A 12,385-nucleotide genomic window follows, 5' to 3' on the forward strand; every position below is an offset into this window, starting at 1 on the left:
GATAGTTCCAAAAATTAACTATGCAAGGAGAGACTCGACATGAAAGTACTAGTAAATGACCGTTTAGTAGAAAGAAATGATGCTACAGTTGACGTAGAAGACCGTGGATACCAATTTGGTGATGGAGTATATGAAGTTGTTCGTTTATATAATGGTAAATTTTTTACTTATAACGAGCATATCGATCGTTTATACGCTAGTGCAGCAAAAATTGACTTAGTTATTCCTTATTCCAAAGAAACATTACGAGCGTTATTAGACAAATTAGTAGCTGAAAATAATATCAATACCGGAAATGTATATTTACAAGTAACAAGAGGAGTTCAAAATCCTCGTAATCACGTTCTTCCAGATGATTTCCCGTTAGAAGGAGTATTGACTGCGGCAGCTCGTGAAGTACCAAGAAATGAGCGTCAATTCATAGAAGGCGGCTCAGCAATTACTGAAGAAGATGTACGCTGGTTACGTTGTGATATTAAAAGCTTAAACTTACTTGGAAATATTTTAGCGAAAAACAAAGCACATCAACAAAACGCACTTGAAGCTATTTTACATCGCGGGGAGCAAGTTACCGAGTGTTCTGCTTCTAACGTATCCATTATTAAAGATGGGGTTTTATGGACACATGCTGCCGACAATCTAATTTTAAATGGTATTACTCGTCAAGTTATTATTGATGTAGCGAAAAAGAACGGTATTCCTGTAAAAGAAGCCGATTTCACTTTAACAGATTTACGAGAAGCAGATGAAGTGTTTATTTCCAGTACTACAATTGAAATCACACCAATTACTCACATTGATGGAGTACAAGTTGCTGATGGAAAACGTGGTCCAATTACCGCTCAACTTCATAATTACTTTGTAGAAGAAATCGTTCGCGCTTGTGGCGAATTAGAATATGCAAAATAATAAATCCTAACCTTCCTTTTTTAAGGAAGGTTTTTTTATGTTTAGCAACCTATGTAAAAATTTATATAACTTTTTTATGCGTTGAAACGACTCATTTGGCTCCGCTTTCAGACGAAAACAACTGTTTTAAAGCAATTGACAAATTTTTTTGAAGGTGTATAATTCAAAAGGCTAATAGTTCGTATGCGAAATATTTGTGGGCGAACAGTACGGAGGGAAGTTAATGGATGAGAAGTTAGTAAAAGAGGTTATTTTCTCTTTTCGTGAAGTACAACGAAAAACGCATCACGTGCTAGCGGAAGAAGCTGCTAACCGTGAAATCACAACGACACAATTGCTTGCAATCAGAGAACTACAGAAAGAGTCAGATTTAACACTTGGTGAACTAGCAGAACGCATGAAACTTGGAAAAAGTACTGTTTCGGGCATTGTTGATCGCTTAGTAAAAGCCGGATTTTTAAAACGAACAAGAAATGAAAGCAATCGACGCGCGCTTAGCTTAGAATTAACCGAAAAAGGAGCGACGAAAGCTGCAGAAACGTATCATGTATTTTTTAACCGTTTAGAACCTATTTTAGAAATTGGCGAAGAAAGGTTAAAAGAAATGTTAGAAATGCATCAGGAGATAATTACTATTTTAGAAAGGGAAGGTGCACGAGATTGAATATGAAAGCAGCAAGTACATCAGTGAAGCGTAATGGTATTTTAATTGTTATGCTTATGGGCGCCTTTGTTACGATTCTCAACCAAACGTTGATGAATGTCGCGCTACCAAGTATTATGAAAGATTTTGGGATTACTGCCAGTCAAGGACAGTGGTTGTCTACTGGTTTTATGTTAGTAAATGGTGTCATGATCCCGATGACAGCCTTTTTAATTGAAAGGTTTACGACTCGTCAGCTTTACTTATTTGCGATGATTACTTTTGCAATTGGTACAGCTATTGGCGGATTTGCAACAGATTATACAATGCTTATTGCTGGTCGTATGGTACAAGCAATTGGCGCTGGGATAGTTATGCCACTTCTAACCGTTGTCGTATTAAACTTATTCCCGATGGAACGAAGAGGACGAGCGATGGGCTTAATTGGTCTAGCTATGAACTTTGCCCCAGCAATTGGTCCGACACTCTCAGGTTGGATTGTTCAGCAATATGATTGGCGCAATTTATTCTTTATTATTATTCCATTTGCAATACTTGATATTGTAGTAGCAATCTTCTTACTTAAAAATGTCGGTAAAAGAACTTTCCCGAAACTCGATATACTCGGAGTCATTATGTCGACTGTTGGGTTCGGTAGTTTATTACTTGGATTTAGTAACGCCGGAGACCACGACTGGTTAACTTGGAAAGTAGCCGGATTTATTATTCTTGGTTTAGTAGTTTTAGGTATCTTTATCCGTTATCAATCAAGCAACAAAGCACCACTTCTTAATTTTAAAGTGTTTAAATATCCAACATTTGCACTTACAACAGCAATTAGTTTCTTCGTTGTGATGGGGCTTTTTGGCGGTATGTTGTTACTACCGATTTTCTTACAAACTGTTCGAGGTTTTTCACCGCTTGAATCTGGTTTAGTCCTTTTACCTGGTGCGCTTGTTACAGCTATACTATCGCCGGTGACTGGGGTTATGTTTGACCGGTTTGGGGCTAAATATTTATCGCTAGTAGGCTTAATTATTATGGCAGGTTCAACCTTCATGTTTACAAATCTAGATGAATCAACCACGTTAACTTTTATTATTATCGTTCAAACTATTCGTTCTGCGGGTATGGCGATGGTTATGATGCCACTTCAAACAGCTGCACTCAATTCGCTACCACTAAAATTAGCTTCTCACGGTTCAGCGATGTTTAATACGATGAGACAAGTAGCTGGCTCGATTGGTACAGCTGCACTTATTACGGTAATGTCAAAAAGTGCCGCGAGTTTTGCAGATAAACTTGGTCCAGCTGATGTAATTGGAAAAACGAAAACAGAAGTTGCTAACCATGTGCTTATTCACGGAATTGAAACAGCCTTTTTAGTCGCAGGAATTCTTTCTGTGGTAGCTTGTATTTTAGCTTTATTTATTCAAAAAAATAGAAGCGCAATGGATCCAATTGTCACTAAAACAGAAGAAATAAAAAATTAATTTAAAAGCGCATTCCATTTAATGAGAATGCGCTTTTTTTATGCAAAATAGTCCGTTATATAAAAAAATACGCGGAACGAACATATGTTGACTTGACGAGAGCTCTTAAGAGAAGTAAAATCATGAATAGTTACCTATTTGTTCGGAAGTTAAAAACAGGGGATAATGAAGTTGCAAAGAGCTAATAAAAGGTGTGCATGTAAATGAAAGATAATTTTTTTGGGAGAGAATATGACATAGCGCCGGCTGGAGGGGAAACTGGCCAAGCATTTGTTGCAACACATGAAGACGAAAAATTCTTTTTAAAAAGAAATTCTTCGCCTTTTTTAGCAGCGCTTTCGGTAGAGAACATTGTTCCAAAACTCGTCTGGACAAGAAGAGTAGAAAACGGAGATGTTATCACTGCGCAAAAATGGGTGAATTGCCATATTTTAACTCGTGAGGAAATGGTTGGTCCTAGAGTGGCGAAACTCTTAGCGAAAATTCACCATTCGGAAAACTTACGCCATATGCTCGAAAAAATCGAAAACTGTTATTTTTCTGCCCATCAATTACTAGCTCGTCTAAAAGCAGAAATGAAAGCAAAAAATGAAGCTAATAATGTAATGCAGACAGCAATCGAGTATTTAGAGCGAAATATTACAGCTGTCGAGAAAGCAGATTACGTCGTTTGTCACGGGGATGTAAACCATAATAATTGGATAATATCAGAAGAAAATGAATTATTCCTTGTAGATTGGGACGGCGCAATGCTTGCTGATGCGGCAAATGATTTAGGAATGATATTATACCAATATATCCCACGGGAAGGCTGGGATGAATGGCTTTCTAATTATGGAACAACACTAACTAGCGAATTACATCGTAAATTAAAATGGTATACACTTTGCCAAACCGTCATGCAACTTACGACCAACCAATCAGAAGAAGCGTACGAACGAGCAAAACAAATTTTTCAAAATGCAATAGAAGATGATGAGGTGTAAAGAAAGATGCGTGTAAAACATAAACCATGGGCAAAAGATCGATTGGAAGAATTTCCAGCAATTTACATTAAAAACCCAGAAGATTTTAAGGGGCGCTGGCAAGAAGTATTTGGAAATAATAATCCTATTCATATCGAAATCGGTTCCGGTAAAGGCCAGTTCATTAGTGGTATGGCAAAAGCGAATCCGGAAATTAATTATATCGGCATTGAAATGATTGAAAGTGTCCTAGTTTCTGCGCTTGATAAAGCGATTGAAGCAGAAGTACCTAATTTGCGCCTTGTTGCAAGAGATGCCAAATTACTGGAAGAATCTTTTGAAAAAGGAGAAATAGCACAAATTTATTTGAATTTCTCTGATCCGTGGCCGAAAAAACGCCACACAAAACGTAGATTAACGAATCCAACCTTCTTAACTATTTATGAGCGACTATTACCAAAAGCAGGGGAGATTCATTTCAAAACGGATAACCGCAGCTTGTTTGAATATTCATTAGTAGCTTTTTCAGAATATAATATGTTACTAACTTTTGTATCACTTGATTTGCATAATAGCGATTACGAAGGGAATATAAAAACTGAATACGAAGAAAAATTTTCAGCTAAAGGATTCCCAATCTATCGTCTTGAAGCAAAATTTGATAGAGATTGACTAGGATAAACCAGGTGCACTTGCTGCATCTGGTTTTTATTTTTAATTGGAGGCGTTAAAAATGGATTCCATTCAAATTGGAGAAATAAAAATTTATTGGTTGCGCGGAGGTTATACTCATTTTGACGGCGGAGCAATGTTTGGGGTAGTTCCAAAACCTTTATGGGAGAAAAAATATCCAGCAAATGAAAAAAATCAATTAGCTAATGTAACCGATCCGATGTTTTTTCAGTATTTAGGGAAAAATTATCTAATTGATAGCGGGCTAGGGAACGGGCGACTAACAGAAAAACAAAAACGTAATTATGGGGTAACTGAAGAGTCTTTCGTATTAGAAGATTTAGCAAAACTAAATATTGCCCCTGAGGATATAGACTACTGTTTAATGACTCATTTACATTTTGACCATGTGTTAGGTTTGACTGGTTGTTCAGAAGAGGGTTATTATTCTATTTTTCCAAATGCGGAAATCTGGACTTCTGAAATTGAATGGGACGAAATGCAACACCCGAATATTCGTTCAAAAGCAACTTATTGGCAAGAAAACTGGCAAGCAATAAAAGGGCAAGTCCACACATTTACGAAAGAAAAACGATTTAATGATGCGATTAAAATGACTCATACTGGAGGACATAGTGCTGGACATTCTGCCGTTTGGTTTGAGTCCGGTGGAGAACTAGCGATTCATATGGCAGATATTTTTCCGACATTCGCTCACCAAAATGTTTTATGGGTAACGGCATATGATGATTATCCTATGACATCCATCGCGGCAAAACAAGATATTTTCAAGCGAACTTTTGGGAAAAATTATTGGTTTTTATCGTACCATGATGCTAGATTCCGAGCAGTTAAAATTGGCGCAAATGAAGAAATTGATGCTGAACTAAAAATAGAAAATCGAAATTAAGAAGTGGGATTCCACTTCTTTTTTGAGGGTATTTTTATTTTGTGTTATTATATAACTTATAAAGCTTTATTTAAAGCCGAAATCATAACCTGGGTAGGGGGTTCCTATTCCATATACTATAAGGGGGTATATATGAAAAGCGAACAAAAGAAAGCGCTAGTAACAAGGTTTGCGAAGATTGAAGGTCATGTGCGCTCAATCAAAAACATGACAGAGGAAGATCGCGATTTAGAAACAATTATGCAGCAAATAGCAGCTGTGAAAAAAGCAATGGATGCAGCAGCAAAAGTGATTTATACAGAACAAATGAAAGAACTAATTGAGCAAGGCGTGGTGGACGAAGCTCTTATTAAAAAGAAAATTGACAGTTTTATTCGTTAAAAAAACGACTACCCACTTGGGTAGTCGTTTTAATTTTTTAGGCTAAATACACATCAATGATTGTTCCTGTGTTAGCGTCTGCGATAAATTCGAATTGTTTTTTCTCGCCCTCACGAATGCAAGTGATACCACCGTGGTATACGAATGTATCAATGGCGAATTTTTTATAGTGTTGCTTTTTTAGTTGAATCCAAGAACCTTCAATAGGTCCTTCTTGTTTGAACGCATTTTTTACATTTTCTAAGATGACGTCCCCTGAAATTGTTTTATCGCTAAGTAAATAATGATAAACAAGGTGTCCAGCTGCTGCTCCTGCTCCAACGCCGGCAATGAAAGCTTTCCAGTTCATCGCTTTTCCTCCCTAGTGTTTGCTATTCTTTTTAAAAGACGTCTTACGAACATCTCTTTTAACCATTATACTACAAATTTTTGATTATAAAAGGATTTTTGAACGCGCTTTCGATAAAATGGAGAAGTAAGGCGAGCGGAAACATCTTTTATTTGCTATAATAAAATAGATTTCACACGGAAAGAGATGATTATTAATGGAAAAAGAAACGTTAGCAATGTTTAAAGAATTAACGGAACTTCAAGGTACTTCGGGTGATGAACATAGAATTCGAGCATTTATGCAAAAAGAACTTGAACCTGTTTCCGATGAAATTATCCAAGATGGCTTAGGTGGCATTTTTGGCGTGCGACACGGAGCAACTGATGGTCCGCGCGTATTAGTTGCCGCTCACATGGATGAAGTTGGCTTTATGGTAACGCAAATTACAGAAAATGGTTTGATTCGTTTTCAAACAATTGGTGGTTGGAATCCGCAAGTTTTACAAGCGCAACGTGTGCAAATTATGGCGCCAAATGGTCCTGTAATTGGCGTTGTAGCCTCTGTTCCTCCGCATTTACTATCGGAAGCGGAACGTAGCAAACCAACTGACCCGAAAAACTTACTTATTGATATTGGTGCAGATGATAAAGCGGACGCTGAAAAAATCGGTATCAAACCAGGGCAATTTATCGTCCCTGTCGCTGAATTCACTCCACTTGCAAATCCAAAGAAAATTTTAGCTAAAGCGTGGGATAACCGTTATGGTGTCGGTCTTGCAATTGAGCTTATGAAAGAATTAAAAGGAGAATCTTTACCAAATACTCTTTTTGCTGGTGCGAATGTGCAAGAAGAAGTCGGTCTTCGTGGTGCGGGTGTAAGTGCGAACATGATTCAACCTGATTTATTCTTCGCGTTAGATGCTAGTCCTGCCAACGATACGACTGGAAACAAATCGCAATTCGGGAAAATTGGCCAAGGTTTCTTACTGCGTATTTTTGACCGGACGATGATTATGCACCGTGGTATGCGAGAATTTTTACTTGATACTGCGGAATCAAATAAAATTCCATATCAATATTTTGTTTCGCCTGGTGGAACGGATGCCGGTAAAGTTCACACGTCGCTTAGTGGTATTCCGAGCGCGGTAATTGGTGTTCCGGCTAGATATATTCACTCGTCTAACTCGATTTTACACGTAGACGACTATGCAGCGGCGAAAGAAATGATTACAACCCTTATCCGCGGTCTCGATAAAACAACTTTTGAAACCATTAAAAACAATGCGTAAAATAATCAAAAAACCAGTATTCTTGGTTGGGTTTCTACTTTTAGCAGCAAGTCTAGTATTCTTAGTAGGTTATGCTACAGGGATACCTTACCTTCGCGATGCTGAAATTGGCTGGATCATTACCACTCTAATAGCGGGAGTGATGACGTTAATCGTTGGTTATTTTAATCATTATGTAGAAAAGAAAAAAACGCGATCTAAAGTACGGTGAAAAGTTTGGCTCTTATAACGGAGCCGGACTTTTTTCATGAGCGTTATTCTGGACGAAAGTTAGCTAAGGCGTTAGGATTTAACTAGTATGAAAGAAGAAGGAGCGAACAAAAAATGAAAAACTTAGAATCTGTAGAACAATTCAATGAGATAAAATCGGAAGGCAAATCTGTTTTTATGTTTAGCGCTGATTGGTGCGGCGATTGTAAATATATTGAACCTGTAATGCCGGAAATTGAAGCCGAAAACGAGGATTTCACTTTTTATCATGTAGATCGAGATGAATTTATTGATTTATGTGCTGACTTAGCTATTTTTGGAATCCCTAGTTTCCTTGCTTTTGAAGATGGTGAAGAAGTAGGGCGTTTTGTTAGTAAAGATAGAAAAACAAAAGAAGAAATTAATGATTTTCTAGCTGCAATATAAAAAGTGACTGCTTTTTATGGAAGGGGAGGCACCTATGGCAAAAATGACGACATTAAAAATGAAAGAACGACTAGAGAAGGAACTGAATAAACCTAATCGGCAGTTTGCTTACGAACGAGATAGTGACACACTTTCGGTTACCCAAAATGGCAAAAAAGTAACTTTGGCTATCCCACAAATCATCGCAAATTATGAAAACGATGGTGAAGCTGCGATTGAAAAGATTATTTACTATGTCGAAGAAGGTTTTCTGGCTGCATCCGGAAACATTGAACTCAAAAACAATACAGCGAATATTTATCCCGTTGTTAGAGCGACTTCTTTTCCTGATACCACCAAAGCGGGAGAAGTGCTTTTAACAGATGAACATACCGCTGAAACGAAAATTTTCTATGCGTTTGATTTAGGGAAATCCTACCGCTTCATCGAAAAAAACATGCTGGAAAAAGAAGGGCTTTCCCATGAAGAAGTCAGAAAAGCGGCCTTCGATAATCTGGAAAAACTAGAAATTCCGCTAAAAAAAGACTCGGTTAATGGGAATGATTTTTATTTCGTGCGTACAAATGACGGCTATGATGCGAGTCGTTTACTAAATGTTAGTTTTCTTCAGCAAATGCGCGAAAAGCTAACTGGGGAAATGGTGCTCGCTGTGCCGCATCAAGATGTTTTAATTATTGGCGCTATCAAAGATAATACCGGTTATGACGTTCTGGCGCATATGACGATGGACTTTTTCGCAGATGGACTTGTGCCAATAACCTCTTTGCCATTTGTCTATAATAATGGTAAACTTGAACCGATATTTATAATGGCAAAAAACAGATTAAAGGAGTAGAAGACGTGATAGTAAACGCATTTTATAATGAAAAAGGGGTAGGGGACACTCTACTAATTGAAACAGGCGAAGTAACATTTGAAAATCGCGAGTGGGAGCGCCGTGGGGATGTCGCACGAATTTTTGACCGCGAAACAAAGCAAGTTGCAGGTTTCAATATTTTTAATAGCTCCAAATACTTTGACATTACTGCAAATGGCAAGGTGGATTTAACTGAAGAACTTGTTGCGTTAATGAATCAAGTTATCGAAAAAGCGGGATTTGAACCTGAAATCGTTGCTGATTTGACCCCGAAATTTGTCGTTGGGTATGTGGAGTCGAAAGAAAAACATCCGAATGCGGATAAACTAAATGTATGCCAGATTAATGTAGGTGGGGAAGTATTGCAAATTGTTTGTGGTGCCCCAAATATCGAAGCTGGACAAAAAGTAGTGGTTGCGAAAATCGGCGCAGTAATGCCTAGTGGTTTAATCATTAAACCATCTAATTTACGAGGCGAAGATTCTTTTGGTATGGTATGTGCCGCGCGTGAATTAGCAATTCCTAATGCGCCAACTGAAAAAGGTATTCTTGTTTTAGAAGATTCCGCTACTCCGGGAGAAGAGTTTCCGGTAAATTTTTAAATAATTGATTTTTTTAAGCGTCTGATGCTATATCGGGCGCTTTTTTGCTTGCTAAATTCGCTACTTTGTGAAAATGAGTAAAATGTAGAACAATATAACTTTAATTGTATACAATATATACATAAATCGTACAAAATAAAGATAATTTTCAAGGTATAATAAAAACTTATATCGGGTTTAAACCTAGTTGTATCAAGGTATTATAACGAATATGGCTCGAAAAATAGCGAATTCACAATTTTGTCATAGATTATTTTGTTTTTGTCTGTTAAAATCAAACAAGAAAATTAAATTTAGGGTGATAATGAATGGGATGGTTTAAAGATTTTTTCTTTGGCGATATGGACGAAGAAATAGATACATATGAAAATACGCCTACTAAAAAAGTAGAAAAGAAAGTAACGTATGCTCCTGAAGTAGAGCCGAAATCAAAAGTTACGGCAATTAAAACAAAAGAACGAAATACAAGAACTGTACGACCTACACCAAAAAGTGTAGTGCCAAAGCAAAAACACCTGCAACCAGTGAAACGGCAAGTGAAAACACAAATGGTATATCAATATCCAAAAGGTGAATTCCGCTTTCCGCTAATACCTGACAAGCCAGTCAGCCAACCAATTCAAACACAAAAACAAACGCAACCAACTAGAACTATGCATCAAACGAGCGAAAAGCCTGTTGTAAAAGAAGAAACAAGAAAACGTCCTTTTGCCGCAACAGATGTTCCTTCTCCTGTTTATGCATTTAATAAACGACCGAGTAAATTTGAGTTTGCAGTGTCTGAACCAGATGAAATTGCAGAAATCCAAGAAGATTTAACTATTCCTCCAGTGGATTTACCAGAATTAGCAGAAGCAGAAACAATTGCTTTTGATACAGAAATTGAAAAACAAATAGAAGACACTTACCCCGAAGAAGTTGGAATTGAGGAAGTAGTAGAAGAACCAGTTTTAGCTAGTAATGAAGCTAGTCCAGTTGAACCAGCTCCAAAACGCGTGACCCTTATTCAAGAAGAAACGACGCAAGTACCTAAACAAAAGAAACAAGTCGAAGCAAGTAGACAAGAACAAATGTTGAAAAGCAGAATTCCATTTAACGTTATGATGGTAAAAAAAGATAAACAAGCACTTCAAAAAGAACCAGCAGCTGAAATCGTTCAAGAGAAAGAAGTAATTACTGAAAATATTCAACCTGTTGCTATAACAGAAGAAAGACAAGTAGCACCAGAATATCCAAGCAATTATCAATTTCCGTCGTTCGGGTTGCTACATCCGCCCGTATCGAAACGAGAAGACGATTCATGGTTACAAATGCAACAAGAAATGCTAGATGAAACATTAGAAAATTTCAATGTTCATGCGAGCGTTGTTAATAGAACACAAGGTCCCGCTGTAACTAGATTTGAAGTCCAACCAGAAAAAGGGGTCAAAGTAAGTAAAATCACTAATTTAACAGACGATATTAAGCTAAACTTAGCTGCAAAAGATATTCGAATAGAAGCTCCAATTCCAGGGAAAAGCACAGTTGGTATCGAGATTCCAAACCAAACAAGTCGTCCTGTGATGCTTTCTGAGTTAATGAACACAGAAGCGTTTCAATCATCTAAGTCGCCGTTAACTGCCGCACTTGGTCTTGATATTTCTGGAACGCCGATTATTACAGACCTTCAAAAAATGCCTCATGGCTTAATTGCTGGTGCTACAGGCTCCGGTAAAAGTGTTTGTATCAACTCATTACTCGTAAGTTTGCTCTATAAAGCGACTCCCGACCAATTGAAATTGCTTTTAATTGATCCAAAAATGGTTGAACTCGCTCCATATAATCGTATTCCGCATCTCGTCAGTCCGGTAATTACAGATGCAAAAGCAGCAACAGTTGCACTCAAATGGGCTGTAGAAGAAATGGAACGTCGCTATCAACTCTTTAGTCATACCGGCGTTAGAAATATGGAAAAATATAATGAATATGCAAGTCATCCTGATCATACCGGCGAAAAACTACCATATATTTTAATAGTTATTGATGAATTAGCTGATTTAATGATGGTTGCGCCGAATGATGTAGAAGAATCTATTAGTCGTATTGCACAAAAAGCGCGGGCATGTGGTATCCATATGATTGTAGCGACGCAGAGACCATCTGTAGACGTAATTACCGGTCTTATTAAAGCTAACATTCCGACACGCGTTTCTTTCTCTGTGTCTTCGCAAATCGATTCTAGAACCATCCTTGATGCAAGTGGTGCTGAAAAACTTCTTGGAAAAGGGGACATGCTTTTCTTACCAAGTGGTGCAAGTAAACCAGTGCGCCTCCAAGGTACATTTGTTAGCGATGAAGAAATCGATGCAGTCGTAGCTCATGTTCGTAGCCAAGGGGAGGCAGATTACATCTTTGAAGAACAAGAGTTACTTGTAAAAGAATCGGTTAAAGAAAACACTGATGAATTATTTGAAGAGGCATGTGACTTTGTTTTAAGCCAAAATGCCGCATCTACCTCTTTACTGCAAAGACATTTTAGGATTGGTTACAACCGAGCGGCTAGATTAATGGAATCTCTTGAGAATCATCAAATAGTTTCAGGAATTAATGGTTCTAAGCCACGAGATGTTATCATCACGAAGGACCAATTGGCTAAACTCAGAAACAAAGAAACTTAATTTTATAGTACTAAAATAACACGATACTTAATTAGTTTTACA

At 37.5% G+C, this 12,385-nt stretch carries 13 protein-coding genes and 1 pseudogene; 13 read left to right on the forward strand and 1 reads right to left on the reverse strand.

Features of this window, described 5'->3' with window-relative positions; translation table 11 throughout:
- Positions 1-39 precede the first annotated feature (39 nt).
- From dat to AC4PG0_RS00450, 7 genes are all read left to right on the forward strand, one after another.
- Positions 40-909, forward strand: a complete 870-nt coding sequence (dat, locus tag AC4PG0_RS00420; protein ID WP_003762500.1) for a D-amino-acid transaminase — start codon at positions 40-42, stop codon at positions 907-909.
- A gap of 223 nt (positions 910-1,132) precedes the next feature.
- The gene (locus AC4PG0_RS00425) at positions 1,133-1,573 is read left to right on the forward strand and encodes a MarR family winged helix-turn-helix transcriptional regulator (RefSeq protein WP_003762499.1); all 441 of its coding nucleotides are present in this window, start codon (positions 1,133-1,135) and stop codon (positions 1,571-1,573) included.
- Positions 1,570-3,045: a multidrug efflux MFS transporter MdrM gene (gene mdrM, locus AC4PG0_RS00430; RefSeq protein ID WP_072218547.1), complete on the forward strand. Its 1,476-nt coding sequence runs from the start codon at positions 1,570-1,572 to the stop codon at positions 3,043-3,045. Before AC4PG0_RS00425 ends, mdrM begins: the two co-directional genes overlap by 4 nt.
- A gap of 203 nt (positions 3,046-3,248) precedes the next feature.
- Positions 3,249-4,031, forward strand: a complete 783-nt coding sequence (locus tag AC4PG0_RS00435; RefSeq protein ID WP_003772074.1) for a phosphotransferase family protein — start codon at positions 3,249-3,251, stop codon at positions 4,029-4,031.
- Positions 4,032-4,037: 6 nt separating this feature from the next.
- Complete coding sequence (trmB, locus tag AC4PG0_RS00440) at positions 4,038-4,682, forward strand: tRNA (guanosine(46)-N7)-methyltransferase TrmB (RefSeq protein WP_003772072.1); 645 nt, start codon at positions 4,038-4,040, stop codon at positions 4,680-4,682.
- Positions 4,683-4,743: 61 nt separating this feature from the next.
- Complete coding sequence (locus AC4PG0_RS00445; protein WP_492167670.1) at positions 4,744-5,592, forward strand: YtnP family quorum-quenching lactonase; 849 nt, start codon at positions 4,744-4,746, stop codon at positions 5,590-5,592.
- Positions 5,593-5,724: 132 nt separating this feature from the next.
- Complete coding sequence (locus AC4PG0_RS00450) at positions 5,725-5,973, forward strand: metal-sensitive transcriptional regulator (protein ID WP_003772068.1); 249 nt, start codon at positions 5,725-5,727, stop codon at positions 5,971-5,973.
- A gap of 37 nt (positions 5,974-6,010) precedes the next feature.
- Here the strand turns inward: AC4PG0_RS00450 and AC4PG0_RS00455 are convergent, their stop codons facing one another.
- Positions 6,011-6,322, reverse strand: coding sequence for a PepSY domain-containing protein (locus AC4PG0_RS00455; protein ID WP_003762492.1), 312 nt, complete (start codon positions 6,320-6,322; stop codon positions 6,011-6,013).
- Positions 6,323-6,518: 196 nt separating this feature from the next.
- On the opposite strand from AC4PG0_RS00455, the gene AC4PG0_RS00460 reads away from it, so the two are divergent.
- The 6 genes and pseudogenes from AC4PG0_RS00460 to AC4PG0_RS00485 all read left to right on the forward strand — a co-directional run bounded on the left by AC4PG0_RS00460 (position 6,519) and on the right by AC4PG0_RS00485 (position 12,343).
- Positions 6,519-7,592 carry a M42 family metallopeptidase gene (locus tag AC4PG0_RS00460; RefSeq protein ID WP_492167671.1) on the forward strand — a complete coding sequence of 358 codons (1,074 nt, stop codon included), beginning with the start codon at positions 6,519-6,521 and terminating at the stop codon, positions 7,590-7,592.
- Complete coding sequence (locus AC4PG0_RS00465) at positions 7,585-7,803, forward strand: hypothetical protein (protein WP_033532977.1); 219 nt, start codon at positions 7,585-7,587, stop codon at positions 7,801-7,803. Before AC4PG0_RS00460 ends, AC4PG0_RS00465 begins: the two co-directional genes overlap by 8 nt.
- A gap of 110 nt (positions 7,804-7,913) precedes the next feature.
- Positions 7,914-8,228, forward strand: a pseudogene (locus AC4PG0_RS00470) (thioredoxin family protein); the annotation flags it as partial.
- 34 nt (positions 8,229-8,262) lie between these two features.
- A complete protein-coding gene (locus tag AC4PG0_RS00475; RefSeq protein WP_033532979.1) occupies positions 8,263-9,063 on the forward strand; it encodes a DUF1444 domain-containing protein in 801 nt (266 codons plus the stop codon).
- Between the two features lie 5 nt (positions 9,064-9,068).
- Positions 9,069-9,686, forward strand: a complete 618-nt coding sequence (ytpR, locus tag AC4PG0_RS00480) for a YtpR family tRNA-binding protein (protein ID WP_033532980.1) — start codon at positions 9,069-9,071, stop codon at positions 9,684-9,686.
- A 308-nt stretch (positions 9,687-9,994) separates the two neighbouring features.
- A complete protein-coding gene (locus AC4PG0_RS00485) occupies positions 9,995-12,343 on the forward strand; it encodes a DNA translocase FtsK (RefSeq protein WP_003762486.1) in 2,349 nt (782 codons plus the stop codon).
- The last annotated feature ends 42 nt before the right edge of the window (positions 12,344-12,385 follow it).

The organism is Listeria sp. MAN/IMW/UF464 (genome assembly GCF_058683955.1).

Excerpts from the sequence above, each read along its gene's own strand:
- AC4PG0_RS00485 (WP_003762486.1), top strand. The coding sequence starts at position 9,995 with ATGGGATGGTTTAAAGATTTTTTCTTTGGCGATATGGACGAAGAAATA.
- AC4PG0_RS00435 (WP_003772074.1), top strand. The coding sequence starts at position 3,249 with ATGAAAGATAATTTTTTTGGGAGAGAATATGACATAGCGCCGGCTGGA.
- AC4PG0_RS00475 (WP_033532979.1), top strand. The coding sequence starts at position 8,263 with ATGGCAAAAATGACGACATTAAAAATGAAAGAACGACTAGAGAAGGAA.
- dat (WP_003762500.1), top strand. The coding sequence starts at position 40 with ATGAAAGTACTAGTAAATGACCGTTTAGTAGAAAGAAATGATGCTACA.
- AC4PG0_RS00450 (WP_003772068.1), top strand. The coding sequence starts at position 5,725 with ATGAAAAGCGAACAAAAGAAAGCGCTAGTAACAAGGTTTGCGAAGATT.
- AC4PG0_RS00425 (WP_003762499.1), top strand. The coding sequence starts at position 1,133 with ATGGATGAGAAGTTAGTAAAAGAGGTTATTTTCTCTTTTCGTGAAGTA.
- AC4PG0_RS00465 (WP_033532977.1), top strand. The coding sequence starts at position 7,585 with ATGCGTAAAATAATCAAAAAACCAGTATTCTTGGTTGGGTTTCTACTT.
- trmB (WP_003772072.1), top strand. The coding sequence starts at position 4,038 with ATGCGTGTAAAACATAAACCATGGGCAAAAGATCGATTGGAAGAATTT.
- AC4PG0_RS00445 (WP_492167670.1), top strand. The coding sequence starts at position 4,744 with ATGGATTCCATTCAAATTGGAGAAATAAAAATTTATTGGTTGCGCGGA.
- AC4PG0_RS00460 (WP_492167671.1), top strand. The coding sequence starts at position 6,519 with ATGGAAAAAGAAACGTTAGCAATGTTTAAAGAATTAACGGAACTTCAA.
- AC4PG0_RS00455 (WP_003762492.1), bottom strand. The coding sequence starts at position 6,322 with ATGAACTGGAAAGCTTTCATTGCCGGCGTTGGAGCAGGAGCAGCAGCT.